General features: G+C 61.6%; 13 protein-coding genes. 2 read left to right on the top strand and 11 right to left on the bottom strand.

Annotated elements, in window-relative coordinates:
* Positions 1-4: 4 nt before the first annotated feature.
* The 6 genes from R6254_RS20045 to R6254_RS20020 all read right to left on the bottom strand — a co-directional run bounded on the left by R6254_RS20045 (position 5) and on the right by R6254_RS20020 (position 6867).
* Positions 5-1126, bottom strand: a complete 1122-nt coding sequence (locus R6254_RS20045) for an ABC transporter substrate-binding protein (RefSeq protein ID WP_318409446.1) — start codon at positions 1124-1126, stop codon at positions 5-7.
* Positions 1127-1289: 163 nt separating this feature from the next.
* Positions 1290-2411, bottom strand: coding sequence for an ABC transporter substrate-binding protein (locus R6254_RS20040; RefSeq protein ID WP_318409445.1), 1122 nt, complete (start codon positions 2409-2411; stop codon positions 1290-1292).
* Positions 2412-2524: 113 nt separating this feature from the next.
* On the bottom strand, positions 2525-3301 hold the full coding sequence (locus tag R6254_RS20035) for an enoyl-CoA hydratase/isomerase family protein (RefSeq protein WP_318409444.1): 777 nt from the start codon (positions 3299-3301) through the stop codon (positions 2525-2527).
* Positions 3298-4497 (bottom strand): CaiB/BaiF CoA transferase family protein, encoded by a 1200-nt coding sequence (locus R6254_RS20030; RefSeq protein ID WP_318409443.1) that lies wholly within the window; start codon positions 4495-4497, stop codon positions 3298-3300. The genes R6254_RS20035 and R6254_RS20030 overlap by 4 nt, the downstream gene beginning before the upstream one ends.
* Positions 4498-4606: 109 nt before the next feature.
* Positions 4607-5575, bottom strand: a complete 969-nt coding sequence (locus tag R6254_RS20025; protein WP_318409442.1) for a Bug family tripartite tricarboxylate transporter substrate binding protein — start codon at positions 5573-5575, stop codon at positions 4607-4609.
* A gap of 71 nt (positions 5576-5646) precedes the next feature.
* The gene (locus R6254_RS20020) at positions 5647-6867 is read right to left on the bottom strand and encodes a pyridoxal-phosphate-dependent aminotransferase family protein (protein ID WP_318409441.1); all 1221 of its coding nucleotides are present in this window, start codon (positions 6865-6867) and stop codon (positions 5647-5649) included.
* Between the two features lie 115 nt (positions 6868-6982).
* Between R6254_RS20020 and R6254_RS20015 the strand changes: the two genes are divergently transcribed.
* Together R6254_RS20015 and R6254_RS20010 are read left to right on the top strand one after the other, a co-directional pair.
* Positions 6983-7666, top strand: a complete 684-nt coding sequence (locus R6254_RS20015; RefSeq protein ID WP_318409440.1) for a GntR family transcriptional regulator — start codon at positions 6983-6985, stop codon at positions 7664-7666.
* Positions 7663-10737: an FAD-binding and (Fe-S)-binding domain-containing protein gene (locus R6254_RS20010; RefSeq protein ID WP_318409439.1), complete on the top strand. Its 3075-nt coding sequence runs from the start codon at positions 7663-7665 to the stop codon at positions 10735-10737. The genes R6254_RS20015 and R6254_RS20010 overlap by 4 nt, the downstream gene beginning before the upstream one ends.
* A gap of 43 nt (positions 10738-10780) precedes the next feature.
* Here R6254_RS20010 and R6254_RS20005 read toward each other — a convergent pair whose 3' ends face one another.
* The 5 genes from R6254_RS20005 to R6254_RS19985 all read right to left on the bottom strand — a co-directional run bounded on the left by R6254_RS20005 (position 10781) and on the right by R6254_RS19985 (position 15888).
* Positions 10781-11740, bottom strand: coding sequence for a PDR/VanB family oxidoreductase (locus R6254_RS20005; protein WP_318409438.1), 960 nt, complete (start codon positions 11738-11740; stop codon positions 10781-10783).
* Positions 11741-11753: 13 nt separating this feature from the next.
* Positions 11754-12623 carry a fumarylacetoacetate hydrolase family protein gene (locus R6254_RS20000; protein WP_318409437.1) on the bottom strand — a complete coding sequence of 290 codons (870 nt, stop codon included), beginning with the start codon at positions 12621-12623 and terminating at the stop codon, positions 11754-11756.
* A 72-nt stretch (positions 12624-12695) separates the two neighbouring features.
* The gene (locus R6254_RS19995) at positions 12696-13706 is read right to left on the bottom strand and encodes a Bug family tripartite tricarboxylate transporter substrate binding protein (RefSeq protein ID WP_318409436.1); all 1011 of its coding nucleotides are present in this window, start codon (positions 13704-13706) and stop codon (positions 12696-12698) included.
* 35 nt (positions 13707-13741) lie between these two features.
* Positions 13742-15067, bottom strand: coding sequence for a Rieske 2Fe-2S domain-containing protein (locus R6254_RS19990; RefSeq protein WP_318409435.1), 1326 nt, complete (start codon positions 15065-15067; stop codon positions 13742-13744).
* Positions 15068-15078: 11 nt separating this feature from the next.
* The gene (locus R6254_RS19985) at positions 15079-15888 is read right to left on the bottom strand and encodes a hydroxypyruvate isomerase family protein (RefSeq protein ID WP_318409434.1); all 810 of its coding nucleotides are present in this window, start codon (positions 15886-15888) and stop codon (positions 15079-15081) included.
* Positions 15889-15971: the final 83 nt, after the last annotated feature.

Genomic DNA, 15971 nt, shown 5'->3' with positions numbered 1-15971 from the left:
CGTATCAGTTACGCAGCTTGCCTTCGCGCGTCACCATGCCCAGCTCGACGTATTTGCTGCCATGTTGCTGATCAGACCCGTAGGTCACGGTAAAACCGCCGGCGTCGTAGCTGCCCAGGTTTTTCATGGCGGCCAGCAAAGCTTTGGCGTCACCGGGCTTTTTGCTGCGGCGCATCGCTTCCGTCAGCACTTTGGCGCCTATGCAGGATTCGAGGTGGGCGCTGTTCATGGCCTGGTTCACGCCGGCATCTTTCAAGGCCTTGGCGCATTCCTTGACCACCGGCAAGGTGGATGCGGCATTGGGCACCACCTGAGAAATGGAAACGCCGGCACCGGCTTCGCCTGCCGCCTCGATGTATTGCTGAGCGCCCACAAAGGACAGGCTGGAGGTGGGTATAAATTTTCCCTGCGCGACAATTTGTTTGCTGATTTCGGCGGCAGGCCCCGACAAGACCGTGTTGATGATCACATCGGGTTTGAGCTTGAGCAGATCGGCCACCTCCGCAGCGCCCAGCTTGGCATTACGCTGCAGCGAATAGGCCGCAGGTGTCTTGCCCTGCTTGGCCAGGTATTGCGTGACCACGGCTAGGTTCTGCTTGCCCACCTCGTCGTCGTAATGCACCACGACCACTTGTTTGAGCCCCAAGCCGGTCCAGAAGGCGAGCATTTTCTCCAGCTCATCGCCATACGACGCGCGCAAGGTGAAGACCACCGGACTGGATTTGCGAACCGGGTTCGCGCCTGAAAACGGCGCAAAAAACAAGACGCCGGCTTTTTCCGCTTGCGGCATGGCGTCCAGGCTCAAGGTGGCCGACGCATAACCAAACAAGGCCACGGCCTCGTTGCTTTCCAGCAGCTTTTGCGTGTTGGCACCTGCGAGTTTTCGCTCGTTCTTGTCGTCCAGCGCGACCAGCTCAATCGGCAGGCCGCCGACCCCGCCTTTGGCGTTGACGGATTTGAAATAAGCCGCTGCACCATCACGGATGTCGCGTCCAAAGTTGGCGTTGCTACCACTCAAGGGCACAGACTGCCCCACCACCCAGGCTTTTTGGGCATGGCTGGCACCCGCCAAAAAAAGGCAAGACAAACAGAGGGCTGACAGGCTTGATTTCTTGATGGCGAACATGGGAGGAAGTGTTCCGTGGCTAAAGTAAAAATGGATCGGAGAAAAAAATGTTGTGATTTTTTACGACCGATGCAGGCACTCTAGATCACTGTGCCAGCCAGAACAATACGGATCTCCACCCTGCGTCGGCTGCACGCAACACGCATGCCGGGGCCCCTGCGGCTTAACGCGCAAACGAGCCGTCGGCTCGAATCATGGTCAGGTTGACATAACGCGAACCAAGGTTGCTTTGTTTGCTGTAGGTCAGTGCAAAACCGCCCAGATCTTCGCTGGTAAACGACTCCAGCGTGCTGATGATTTTGGCGCGTGTGGGTGCGCCCGCGGTTTTCTGCAGGGCACGTACCACCAGCTTGGCATTCAAGAAACCTTCCATGCTGTTGTAGCTGTACTTTTTATCCGCGGTTTGCGAAATAGTCGTCTGGTACTCGCGCACCACGGTGTTGCCCAGTTCGGTGAACGGGTAAGGCACGACCTGGGTCACGATGACGCCGGCGGACGGCTCCTTGAGTTCGGCGTGCAGGCCAGACGACACACTAAGCACAAAAAACTGCGGGTTCACGCCTTTCTGGCGCAGGCCCTTGATAAACGCCGAATTCGGCTTGGCCTGGCCAATCAGCAACACCGCCTGCGGCTGAACCGCCGCCACCACATCGATCGCCTTGAGCACATCCACCGTGCCGCGCGGCACCGGGGCCACGGCAGCAGGCGCCGCGCCGCGCTTTTGCATGGCGGCATTCATGGCCTCCAGGCCTTCCTTGCCGAAAGCGTCGTCCTGGTAAACCACGGCGATTTTTTTGATGCCTATGGTCCAGGCGTGGTTGACCGCCGCCTCGATTTCGTCAGTGGTGCTGGCCCGCACATGGAACAGGCCCTGAACATAGGGGTCACGCAGCGACTTGGCGCCACTGGTGTTGCCGATCTGGGCGATGCCAGCGGCCTGGACGATCGGCACGATTTTCAGCATATTGGCCGTGCCGCGAAAACCCACCAGCGCCACCGCGTTGTGTTTCTCGATCAGGAGTTTGGTGTTTTCCGCGGTCTTGTCGGGGTTGAAACCATCGTCCAGGCTGACCAGCTTGATCTTCTCGCCGCGTATGCCGCCTTTTTTGTTGAGGTCGTCAAAATACGCGTTCATGCCGCGCACATAGTCGGTCGTCAAGGCGGCGGTGGAGCCGGACAAATCGCCCGAGTGGCCCAACACGATGTCTGCAGACGCACTGGCGCTGGCCAGGCACCAGCCCAAGGCGGCCAGCCAGGTGCTGGCTTTGGAAAAATCAATTCTCATGAAATACATCCCTGTCTTCGGTTGAAAGAATGAACCCGTCCAAAAGCAGCGCGCTCAGCAGGCCGGATTCATGGACTGCATTCTGCGGGCTCTGGCCGAGCCGCACAAGCGTGTTAGCCCCCCTTCCACACCGGGCTTCGTTTCGTGACAAACGCATCCACCCCCTCGTGGAAATCGTCGCTGCCATAACACTCGCGTATCAGGTCTTCCGCGGCGGGCAAATCTTGCAGCAACAAACGGCGCAAACCTTCCTTGCTGACTTTTTGCGTGACCGGCGCCAGTGCGGCCAGGCGTTCACACAAGCGGCTGGCCGTCGCGGCCAGCTCATCGGGCGCACAGACCTGCTGTAAAAAACCGCAGGCCAGCGCTTCGTCTGCGCTAATCAGCTCCGCCAGCAACAACATGCGTTTGACACGTTGTGGACTCCACGCGGCGCTCAGCCGGGCCAGGTTGCTGACCGACAGGCAATTGCCCAGGGTTTTGGCAATCGGCACCCCAAAGCGTGAGGTCGGTGTGGCGATGCGAAAATCACAGGCCGTGGCCATCGCCAGGCCGCCGCCTATGGTCCAGCCAGAGATCACCGCCACCGTGGGTATGGGCAAGGCTTCTATCAAAGCGATGCCCGCATCAATGCTGCGCTCATAAGCCACGCCGTCTTCGCCGCTTTGAAAAGCCTGAAATTGTTCGATGTCGGTGCCGGCCACAAAAGCCTCGCCGCCCGCGCCTTGAAACGTCACGACACGGACGTTACTTTCAGTCGGCAGCCGTTTGCAGATATCGCCCAATTGCTGGTACATGGCCCAGGTCATGGCGTTACGCGCAGCCGGGCGGTCAAACACCACGGCCGCCACGCCGCCGCTGATGCTCAGGTGAACAGTACCTTCACTCATGGCGCAAACGCGCCCTGCGCGCGCAGTTCGGCCAGTTCAGCGGCCTGGATGCCCAACTCGCCCAACACCTCGTCCGTGTGTTCGCCCAGCAAGGGCGGATGGCGGCGCACCTGTTGCGGCGTGCCTGACAACTTGACGGCAAACCCGATGTTGGGCACCGAACCTTCGACGGGATGATCAATCTCCATACGCATGCCACGTGCGCGCGCATGCTCGCTGCCGAAAGCCTCGGGGTAGCTGAGAATGGGGCCGGCCGGAATGCCTGCGTCAAGCAAGGTTTGCACCCAATAATCTTTGGGGTGCTGAAGAAATGTGCGCTCCAGTTCGGTCTCCAGCGCGGGCCGGTTGGCCAGGCGCAGCGAGATGGTGGTGAAACGCGGATCCTGCAGCAAGTCCTGCCGCTGCAGCAGAACACACAGTTGTTGCCACAGTTTCTGGTTGTTGGCGCCCATGACAAAGTGGCCGTCCGAACAGGCCATGGCCTGGTAAGGCGCGGTCATTTTGTTGGACGTGCCCAGCGGCTCGGGCGCTTTGCCCGTGCCCCAGTAGTCGCAGATGTCCCAGACAGAAAACGCCAGCGCCGTGTCAAACAGGGATGCATCCACGTGCTGGCCTTCGCCGCTATTTTTGGCCCCGATGTAGGCCGACAAAGTGGCATACACCGCAAACAGGGCGCAGCCGATGTCGGCCACCGGCACGCCGGCCTTCACGGGCGGGCCACCGGGATAACCGGTCACACTCATCACGCCCGACATCGCCTGCGCCATCAAATCGAAACCCGGGCGGTCGGACCAGGGACCAAACTGACCAAAACCCGAGATGCTGGTGTAGACCAGCTTCGGATTGATTTCCTTCAAGACCTCGTAACCCAGGCCCAGGCGCTTCATCGCGCCGGGTCGGTAGTTTTCGAGCAGGATGTCGGCATCTTTGACCATGCGGAGCAAGACCTCGCGCCCGGCCTTGGACTTCAGGTTCAGCGTGACGCTGCGCTTGTTGCGATTCAGGTTCAAAAAGCCCAGGCTGTCTGCGCCTTTCATCTTGAAACCCATGGCGCTGCGGGTCTGGTCGCCGCCATCGGGCGGCTCGATCTTGATCACATCAGCGCCCAGGTCGGCCAGCAACATGCAGGCATACGGGCCGGCCATGACCTGGCTGATGTCCAGCACGCGAACGCCTTGCAAGGGAAGCGATCTCATGCGCCCAGACCTTCACCAGCAGCCACCGCGGAACCGGCTTTGCCGGGCCGCTGGTGGCGCCCCCTTGAGGGGGAGGCGGCCGCAGGCCGCTTCGGGGGGGAGCCCATTTCTAGCCTTCGCCCTTGACGCCACCATCCTTGATGATCTTGGCCCACTTGATCTGCTCGGCGCGCATGAAGTCGCCGAACTTCTCGGTCGAGCCCCCGCCGTCCTGCGCGCCCGAGGCGGCCAGTTTTTCCATCACGTCGGGCATTTGCATGACCTTGTTGACATCCTCGTTCATGCGTTTGGCCATGGCCAGCGGCATCTTCGCGGGACCGACCAGCCCGTACCAGGTTGTCGCCTCAAAGCCGGGGAAGCCCGATTCGGCCATGGTCGGCACGTTGGCGTAGGCGGGCACGCGGTTCTGGCGCGTCTGCGCCAGGGCAATGGCCTTGCCGCTTTTCACATGGGGCGTGGCCGCCGTCATGGTGTCAAAGCTGTACTGGATGTTGCCGCCTATCAGGTCGGTGAGCATGGGGCCAGAACCCTTGTATGGCACGTGGATGGCCTTGACCTTGGCGGCCAGCATGAACATCTCCAGCGCCAGGTGCTGCGCACTGCCTGTGCCGGCCGAGCCGAAACTCACCTGGCCCGGCTTGGCGCGGCACAACTCGACCAGGTCCTTCACGGTCTTGGCCGGCTGGTTTTCGTTGCAGATCAGCAAGTTGGGCGTGACGCCGACCAGCACGATCGACTGGAAATCCTTGGCCGGGTCGTAGTTCACCTTCTGCAGCGCGGGCGTGATCGCCTGGCTGTTGATGTGCGCCATCAGCAAGGTGTTGCCGTCACCGGCCTGCTTGGACACGTAGTCGGCGGCGATGGTGCCAGAGGCGCCCGCCTTGTTCTCGACGATGACCTGCGTTTTCCACATCTCGCCCAGCTTCTGGCCGATCACCCGCGCCAGGATATCGGTGCCGCCACCGGGCGCAAAACCGACGATGATGCGCACCGGCCCGGCCGGCAGGTTCTGCGCGAGGATCAGTGAAGGAAAAGCCAGTGCCGCGGCACCGGCGGTGACAAGGGTTCTGCGTTGCATGTTTGTCTCCAGGAGGTTGTTTTTGAAATCGTCAGAAAAAACGCGGGAAAGCGGGAAAGTGAAAACGCTTGTCAGGCCGCCTTCTTCAGCGGCAGCGCAGCGGTGTGGCTGGAAAAATGGTCCATCGCGGCCAGCACGCCGGAACCGGCCAGCTTCACGCCGGCCAGCTTGAGGCCCATCTCGCAGCCCGACAGCGCCGCCATCAGGGTCAGGTCGTTGCAGTCGCCGAGGTGGCCGATACGGAACATGCGGCCCTTGAGCTTGCCCAGACCGGTGCCCAGCGAACAGTCAAAACGTTCGTAAATGATTTTGCGCACAACGTCGGCGTCCACCCCTTCGGGCGTCATCACGCCGGTGAGGACGGGTGAATACACCGCCGCGTCGGCGCACTGGATCTGCAGACCCCAGGCCTTGACCGCGGCGCGCACACCTTCGGCCCAGCGCTGATGCCGCGCAAACACCACGTCCAGGCCGTGCTCCAGCAACATGTCGCAGGCTTCGTTGAGGCCGTAGAGCAGATTGGTGTTGGGCGTTGACGGCCAGTAACCGGTCTTGTTCATCTCGATGATTTCGTCCCAGGCCCAGAAGGCTTTCGGGAGTTTGGCGGTTTTGCTCGCTTCCAGCGCTTTGGCGGACACCGCGTTGAAGCTGATGCCGGGCGGCAACATCAAACCCTTTTGCGAGCCGCTGATGCTGACGTCCACACCCCACTCGTCATGCCGGTAGTCGGCCGAAGCCAGGCCGGAGATGGTGTCCACCAGCAGCAGCGCCGGGTGTTTGGCGGCATCGATGGCCTGGCGCACGGCGGCGATGTTGCTGGTCACGCCGGTGGAGGTTTCGTTGTGCACCACACAGACAGCCTTGATGCTGTGTTGTGTGTCGGCCTTGAGCCGCTCTTCGATCAGGTCGGCGCGCACGCCGTGACGCCAGATATCGGCGCCCGGGCTGCTCATCACCTCGGTTTTCAGGCCCACACGCGCCGCCAGTTTTTGCCACAGGGCGGCAAAGTGACCGGTTTCGTACATCAACACATGGTCGCCGGGGCTCAGCGTGTTGGCCAGGGCGGCCTCCCAGGCGCCGGTGCCCGAGGCCGGGTAAATCACCACGGGTTGTTTGGTCTTGAAGATTTTTTGGATGTCCGCCAGCACCTTCAGGCCCAAGGCGCCGAACTCGGGGCCGCGGTGGTCGATGGTGGGCAGGCTCAGGGCACGCAAGATGCGGTCCGGCACCGGCGAGGGGCCGGGAATTTGCAAAAAGTGACGGCCGGTGGGGTGAAAGTCAAGCATGAGCATAAACAGGTTCTCCGATGAATATCCGTCATTTTTTGCATACAAAATTCATTTGTCAACCCTTACAAGGGGAAACGATGTGTTTGACATACGAACTTTTTGCATACAAAATTTACGCATGAGTGCTGACATCATCCCTATCCCACGCGCCGCCCTGCATGAGCAGGTCGCGCACCGCCTGCGCCAGATGCTGGTCGAAAACCGCATTGCGCCTGGCGCCAAACTCAATGAGCGCGAGCTCAGCGAAATCCTCAATGTCTCGCGCACCCCGCTGCGGGAAGCCATCAAGATGCTGGCCGCCGAAGGCCTGGTCGAGTTGCTGCCGAACCGCGGCGCCATCGCGGTGGAGTTGTCGGAAGCCGACATCCTGAACACCTTTGAAGTCATGTCCGGGCTGGAGGCCCAGTCGGGCAGCCTGGCCGCCGAACGCATCACCGAGGCCGAACTCGACGAAATCAAGGCCATGCATTACGAGATGCTGGCCGCCTACACGCGGCGCGACCTGCCCGCCTATTACCAGCTCAACGCTGCGATTCACCGCGCCATCAATACCGCCGCCAAAAACCCGGTGCTCACCAGCACCTACAACCAGGTCAACGCACGGCTGCAGGCCCTGCGTTTTCGCTCCAACCAGGACGGCGACAAATGGCGCACCGCCGTGAAAGAACACGAACAAATGATTGACGCGCTGAGCAAGCGCGACGCGGCCGCCATGCGCGCCGTGTTGCTGGCCCACCTGGACAACAAACGCGATGTCGTGGTCGAACAATTACGCGCGGCCAAGCAGGCAGCCAAAGCATGAACGCGCCGCGGCCTTTGAAAGTGACGCGGGAAACCGCAGCCCACGCCTACGAAACTGTGGCCCAGGTGAGCAATGAAGTGGCCGGACGGCTGGCGGCCAGGCTGGCCGCGGAGACCGGCGGCGAAGTCTTGTTCTCCCCCGCCGACCGCGGCCGTTATGCGACGGACGCCTCGATTTACCAGGTGATGCCGGTCGGTGTGTTGGTGCCGCGCAGCGCATCCGACGTCAAAACGGCGCTGGACATCTGCCGCGACCTGGGTGTGCCTATCGTGCCGCGTGGCGGCGGCACCAGCCAATGCGGCCAGACCGTGGGCACCGGGCTGGTGATAGACCACGCCAAACACATATGCAACATCATCAATCTGGATGTTGAAAACCGCACGGCCGAGGTCGAACCCGGCATCGTGCTGGACCACCTCAACGCCGCCTTGAAAAAACACGGGCTCTGGTACCCGGTGGACGTGTCCACCAGCGCGCAGGCGACCCTGGGTGGTATGGCCGGCAACAACTCCTGCGGCAGCCGCAGCATTGCCTACGGCAACATGGTGCACAACGTGTTGGGGGCAGAGGCCTGGACCTCCGACGGCCAGTTGCTGCAACTGGGCACCTACGCCAACAGCAGCGGCAAGGCGCGTGAGCTGGGCACTTATGTCCGTACCCTGGCCGAGGAATTGCAACCGGCCATCAGTCAGTTCTGGCCCAAGGTCATGCGGCGTGTAGGCGGCTACAACCTGGATATTTTTGACCCGCGCAGCGAGCGGCCTTACACCCGCGACGGCTCGGTCAACCTCGCACATTTGCTGGTCGGCAGCGAAGGCACGCTGGCACTGACCAAGTCCCTGACCCTGCAACTGAGCGAGTTGCCCCGCGCCAAGGTACTGGGCGTGGTGAACTTCCCGACTTTTTACCACGCCATGGACGCGGCGCAACACATCGTCAAGCTCGGCGAAGGCACACTCACGGCGGTCGAACTGGTGGACCGCACCATGATTGACTTGTCGCTGCAGAACCCGGCGTTTGAACCGACGATTCGCAGCGCCCTGATAGGCCAGCCGGCCGCGATTTTGCTGGTGGAGTTTTCGGGCGCCAGCAAGGCCGAACTGCTGCCCCAACTCAAACGCCTGGGCGAGTTGATGGGCGACTTGTTGCTGCCCGACTCGGTGGTCGAAATGACGGATGACGCACCTCAGAAAAACCTCTGGGAAGTGCGCAAGGCCGGGCTCAACATCATGATGAGCCTCAAGGGCGACGGCAAACCCGTGAGTTTTATCGAAGACTGCGCCGTGCCGCTGAAGCACCTGGCCGAATACACCGACGCCTTGACCGAGGTCTTCAAAAAATACGGCAGCAAAGGCACCTGGTATGCCCACGCTTCGGTCGGCACCCTGCATGTGCGGCCCATCCTGGACATGCGGCGCGAAGGTGCGCCCAAGATGCGCGCGATTGCCGAAGAAGCCTCCGAACTGGTGCGCAAGTTCAAGGGCGCTTACAGCGGCGAACACGGCGACGGTCTGTGCCGCGGTGAGTGGATCGAGTGGCAGTTTGGCCCGCAGATCAACGAGGCTTTTGCCAAAATCAAGCAATTCATGGACCCGCTGGCCCTGCTCAGCCCTGGCCGCATGATCAACCCGCCCAAGATGGACGACACGCGGCTGATGCGTTTTCCGCCCAGTTACAAGGTCATCCCGATCAAGACCGCGCTCGACTGGCAGGCCTGGGACGTGCAGAACGACCCGGCCACCGAACAGACCAGTGCCCCCGGCAGCGGCGGTGACCCGGCACAAGGCCTGGCCAAAGCCGTGGAGATGTGCAACAACAATGGCCACTGCCGCAAGTTTGACAGCGGCACCATGTGCCCCAGCTACCGCGTCACACGTGACGAAAAACACCTGACCCGTGGCCGCGCCAACACCTTGCGCCTGGCGCTGTCTGGCCAGTTGCCAGGACTGAATGCGCAAGACGCCTTCACCAGCGAAGCCGTGCAGGAAGCCCTGGACCTGTGTGTGGGCTGCAAGGGCTGCAAACGCGACTGCCCGACCGGTGTGGACATGGCCAAGATGAAGGTCGAGTTTTTGCACCACTACAAGGCCAAACACGGCTACACCCTCAAAGACAAACTGGTCGCCTACCTGCCCGACTACGCCCACTGGGCCAGCCGGTTTGCGCCCCTGCTGAACCTGCGCGACAAAATCCCCGGCCTGGCCGCCTTGAGCGAAAAACTCATGGGTTTGTCCGCCAAACGGTCTTTGCCGCAGTGGCAGACAAAAACCTTTTTCAACTCGGCGCCGCGCAGCGCCAGTCGCGAAGAGGTCTTGGCCGCCAGCAAACCGGTGGTGCTGTTTGTCGACACCTTCAATGGCTACTTTGAGTCCGACAACGCCAGCTCAGCCTTAAAAGTGCTTCAAGCCGGCGGCTACACCGTGCACGTAGCTACAAAAACAATAGCAGATGGCAAACAGCTGTGTTGCGGCCGCACCTTCCTGGCCAGCGGTATGGTGGACCAAGCCAAAGCCAAGGCCAAAGAACTGGTGAACGCCCTGCTGCCTTTTGCCGAAAAAAGCATTGCCATCGTGGGCCTGGAGCCCTCTTGCCTGCTGACCATGCGCGACGAGATGCTGGTCATGGGCCTGGGCGACGCGGCCAAGACCATCAGCGGCCAGGCCTTGCTGTTTGAAGAGTTTCTGGCGCGCGAAGCGGCGGCCGGCAAGCTCGATCAACTGAAAGCCCAACTGCAGCCCACGGACCAAGCCATCCTGCTGCACGGCCACTGCCACCAGAAAGCTTTTGGCGCGGTGAGCCCCATCATGGACGTGCTCAAGCTGATTCCCGGTGCCCAGCCCGAGCTGATCGAGTCCAGTTGCTGCGGCATGGCCGGCAGTTTTGGTTACGAAGCCAGCCATTACGAGGTCTCCATGCAAATGGCCGAACTCAGCCTGCTGCCGGCGGTGCGCCAACAGCCCGACGCCATCGTCGTGGCCGACGGCACCAGTTGCCGCCACCAGATTCGGGACGGCGCCCAGCGCGAAGCGATTCACGTGGCGGTGTTGATGGCGCAACAGTTGCGGCCTTGACGATGGGCGGTCGCGACAACATGCCGCGACCGCCCGTCCAGGCTCAAAGGTCCAGCGTCAGACTGGCGCTATGTGCCCGTGAGCAGCAAGGTGCAAACTGATCGTTGCGTGACTGCTCCTCCGAGGTCAGAAACATGTCCCGATGATCGGGCACACCCGCCAGCACACCCGTTAAACAGGTACCGCAAACGCCTTGCCCGCAGGACACGGGCAGATGAATACCTTCGCGGGCGAGTGCTTCCACCACGCTTTCTCCTGCCGCCACCACATGGCGTTTGCCGGTGCTGGCAATACAGACTTCAAAAGCACCTTGCGGCAATGTCGACGGCGCGGCTGAAAAATACTCGTAATGCAAGCGCTCCTCCGGCCAGCCGTGATCCCGGGCCGTCTGGAGAACATGGCCAAGAAAACCCGCAGGCCCGCAGGTGTACAGGTGCGTCCCGGGCGGCGCTGTCTGCAAGGCCGCGACCAGGTCAAACTTCCCCGCCGGGCCATCTTCGTCGAAGTGAAAGTTGACGGCCCCTGCAAACATCGACTGCGCGATGCGATGCCGAAAGGCAGTACGTACGCGGGATCGCGTGCAATAGTGCATGGTGAAAGCGGCCTTCGAATTCACCAGGCGCTCCGCCATACACAGAATCGGCGTGATGCCCACGCCTGCGGCAAGCAGCAGCGAGTGCGGTGCCTCGTGCAACAGCGAAAAATGGTTGCGAGGCGGGCTGATTTTCAGCGTCTGTTCCAGTGACAAGCCGTCGTGAATGGCCGCAGACCCGCCGCGTGATTGCGGGTCCCGCAAGACAGCCACCTGATAGCGGTGCCGCTCCGACGGGTTGTTGCAAAGCGAATACTGGCGGACAAAGCCACCGACATGAAGATCGATATGGGCGCCGGCGCTAAACGGAGGCAAAGGTGCGCCAGACACACTCGCCAGATCCAGCGAACAGATGTCCACGGCCTCGATGGCCTTGCGGACAACGCGAACCTCTATGAGATTGTTCTGCATGCCGACGTGTGCCTCAGGCCTGGCCTGGCGCCAGCGTTTCCGCCGCCACCGTATTGCTCAGCGTACCCACACTGCTGACCTCCACCTCCACCTTGTCACCGGCGCGCATGAAAACCGGTGGCGTGCGTTTGAAACCGACGCCACCCGGCGTGCCGGTCACGATCACGTCGCCGGGCTCCAGCGGAACAAAGGTCGACAAATAGTTGATCAGGCGTGGAATGGAGAAGATCAATTGCGCCGTGGTGGCCTGCTGCATCACTTCCCCGTTCAGACGCGTGGTCAGGGTCAACTCCTGCCCGTCGGCGATTTCCCCGCGCGTCACCATGCATGGGCCGAAACCGCCCGTTGCCGGAAAATTCTTCCCCGGCGTCCATTGCGTGGTGTGGCTTTGCCAATCGCGGAGGGAGCCATCGTTGTAGGGCGCGTAGCCGGCGATATGGTCCCAGGCATCTTCTTCAGCAATGCGACGACCGGCGCGGCCGATGATGACGGCGATCTCGCCTTCGTAATCGAAACGTTCCGATTCCGGCGGCAGCAGCAGCGGCGCGTCATGCCCCACCTGTGAGGCGGCCAGCCGCAGGAAGACCGTGGGCTGCGCTGTCTTGTCGCGCTTGGCCTCGATGCGGTGTTCGTCGTAGTTCAGGCCAATGCAGAAAATCTTGGCGGCATCCGGAATGACGGGCAACCAGGCGATGTCGTTCACATCGATGGTCGCCGGATGCGAGGCAGCCAGCGTTTCAATGTCATCCAGCGAGAACTGCGCCAGCGCGCTGCGCAGTGTGGGCGCACGTCCCTGCGATGCTGCCTGGAGGTCCACGATACGGCCATTGACAAGAGCGCCCCAACTGGAAGCGCCGCGAAAGGAATAACTCAGGAGTTTCATGAAGAACAGAAAAAAAGAGGGGGCAGCGGAAAGCCGCTGCAACAAACCGGTCATGCCGGATGCAAAAAAACGTCAGTCAGTCGTCACGCCTGCGGCCTTGACGATCTTTCCCCACTTGTCGTATTCGGCGAGGAAAAACCGGCTGAACTGCGCTGGTGTTCCGCCCCGCACAATCGCGCCCTGCGCGGCCAGGGTGTCACGCAGGCCTTTTTCTTCAAGCACGCCGTTCAGGGCTTTTGACAGCTGCTCGATCAGCGGTTTGGGTGTACCCGCCGGCGCCAGCACGCCGAACCAGGTTCCGGCCTCGAAACCAGTCACGCCGGCCTGCTGCATGGTGGGCACGTCGGGAAACTGAGGGGAACGCTCGCTGGAGGTGATCGCGATCGGACGCAGTTTGCCGCTTTTGGCCAAAGGCGCGGCGGTGCTGAACACATCGAACATCAGGTCAATCTGTCCCCCCACCAGATCCACCAGGGCGGGCCCGCTGCCTTTGTAAGGCACATGCACCATGTCGACCTTGGCCAGTGTCTTGAAATACTCGCCAGCCAGGTGGGCCGCACTGCCATTGCCGAAAGAACCGTAGCTCAGTTTGCCCGGCCGGGCTTGTGCGTCCCGAATCAGATCGGCGACGGTGTTGACCTTCAGCGCGGGGTTGACCACCAGCAGCAGCGGCTGCGTTGCGACAAGCGTGATCGGCTCGAAGCCCTTCACCGGCTCGTAACTCAGCTTGGGGTAGGTGTGCGGCGTCACGGTCAGCGGACCGGCTGCGCTGAATAACAGCGTGTAGCCGTCGGCCGGCGATTTGGCCACCAGTTCATGCCCCAAGGTACCACCCGCCCCGGCGCGGTTTTCCACCACCACCGGCTGGCCGAGACGAATGGAAAGTGACTGCGCCACCAGCCGGCCGGTCTGATCGGTGGAGCCGCCCACGGCATAAGGAATGATGAGCTTGATCGCCTTGTTGGGATACGCCGCCTGGCTCTGGGCAGCGCCGGTGAAGGCCAGACCGCAGGCCAAAGGCAAGGCCAGGGCCAGGCGAAATGCACTGCGGCGCGCGCGAGAAAAATTACTGAAAGGGGTCATGTCCTGTCTCCTGCTAAGTGTGAAAGGTGTGGTCATCAGGTGGCCGCCACGCCGGCCGTGTTGGCCGTGATGCGCCCGACTGGATCACCAAATCGTTCCAGCATGACCTGTTCAAAGGACACGCCTTCGGCGGCAAACCAGCTGCCCGAACGCAAGCGGTAGGCCTCGTGTTTGAGTGGTGCTTGCGGCTCCGTACCGGCGGCCAGGGCCTTGGCACCAGCCAGTACCGAACGGCGAAACCGGACCACCGCTGCGTCCGAGGGCGACAAGTGCTCCTGCGTGCGGTCCGCAATGCGGCCCTGGCTGTCCTGGATCATGGCGTCCTGCTCGGCCACACCACGCACGCCGGTAAAGCTGATGTGTTTTTGCTGCTGCCGGTCAATCAGGTATTCATTGCTGCGATTGCGGATGGGGATGAATTTGTCATCCACTTCGGCGATGACACCATGGCCGCCCTTGAATTTCAAGATTTCCTCTTCCGTCAGTGGCCGGTCGGGGTTCCACGCATAGGTATAGATCCAGCAATTGACGTCGTCAATCGGCACCCAGGTGTAGCCGAAATGCGTTTCTCCCGGCAGCGTGGACGGTGTGGTGCTGTGCGCGGGCAGCGCGAACTGGGCGCTGCGCCAGTAACGCGTATCGCCTTCGGCCCGACGCGCGCCGCCCACCACAAAACCAACGTCGTGCTCAAGGATGGAGAACTTCGGCAACGGGTCGTCACGGATCCAGCGCAAGCGTTTTTCATCAGCCGGGGCGTCCGGATTCGCGTTCGACGGCACACCCGTCGCGGGCATGTGCAGAAAGGAGAAGTGCGAGGTGTCCAGCGCACCTTCAATCGATTGCGCCCAGTTGCATTCCTGCAGTTTCTTGGTCACATAACGGTGCGAGGCGGGCAAGGCACCAAACTCAAGCTCGGGCACCTCCGGCAAGGCGCGGTCCCAGGGGTCGGGTCCCATGTAGGCCCACACGACATCACCGTACTCGCGTGTCGGGTAGGCCTTCAGGCGAATGGTCTGGTGGTAGGCCGAGCCGGGCGGCACATTGGGCAGTTCAATGGGTTTGCCCTGCAGATCGAACTTCCAGCCGTGGAACACACAACGGATGGCGCAGTTTTCGTTGCGGCCAAAGTACAGGTTCGCGCCGCGGTGCGGACAACGCGAATCCGTCAGTCCGACCACACCTTCGCTGTTGCGAAAGGCCACCAGGTTTTCACCCATGATGTTCACGCGCAGCGGCGCACCGTCGTTTTCCGACAGTTCGCGCGACAGCGCGACCGGCTGCCAGAAACGGCGGAAGTATTGACCCATCGGGGTCTGCGCATCTGTGCGCGTCAGCAATTCATTGTCGGCAGCAGTCAACATGGCAAGTCCTTTCAGTGGGTGGCGGTGCTCGCTTTGCGCGGATCACGCAGGCCATAAGGTTTGCCCCAAGCCAGGGTGTCCAGCGTGTGGCCCGAGGGGGTGTATTCGCAGCCTATCCAGCGCTCCCAGCCCAGTTTTTCGATCAGGTCCAGCAGGTAGGGGAAATGGATTTCTCCGGTGCCTGGTTCGTGGCGGCCCGGCACGTTGCCCACCTGGATGTGGCCGATGTACGGCCAAGCCGCCTGCAGTCGGTCAGCAATGGCGCCCTCTTCCATCTGGATGTGGAAGGTGTCGAAGCACAGCTTGACGTTGTCGCGCCCCAGCGCCTTGACCACTTCCACGCCCTCGTCGATGCGGTGGTAGAGGAACTGCGGGAAACGTGCGCGGCAGCAGGGCTCCAAAATCAGGGTCACGCCGGCTGGTTTTGCCAGATCAGCGGCCCAGGCGATATTCGCCAGGAACAAATCCATGCACTGGCGGCGGTCGAGTTCCGGCGTCATGTTGCCGGGCATGACGTGAATCATCGGCTTGCCGACCTGCACGGCGTAATCCAGCGCGGTATGTATGCTGGCCCGAAACGCCTCTTCGCGCCCCGGCAAGGCGGCCAAACCACGCTCGCCGGCATCCCAGTCGAAGGGCGAGAGTATCTGGACCAGTTCCAGCCCGTTGCCCTGCAGGCGCGCGGCGATTTCTGCTGCCGGGTAGTCATAGGGGAAAGCCACTTCCACCCCCTGGAAACCGGCCGCGGCGGCGGCTTCATAACGTTCCAGCATGGGGACTTCGGTAAACAGCCATCTCAGGTTGGGATCAAAACGCAGCATGGTGGGGAAACTCCTTTATGCCGGCATGGTAAGGTGCGCTCACTGTTTAGACAAACCAGTAATTTTTAGTAAGCATTGAGTTT

The organism is Polaromonas potterensis (assembly GCF_033446725.1).
Taxonomy (GTDB): Bacteria; Pseudomonadota; Gammaproteobacteria; order Burkholderiales; family Burkholderiaceae_C; genus Polaromonas.
This window is presented reverse-complemented; position numbering and strand designations above follow the sequence as displayed.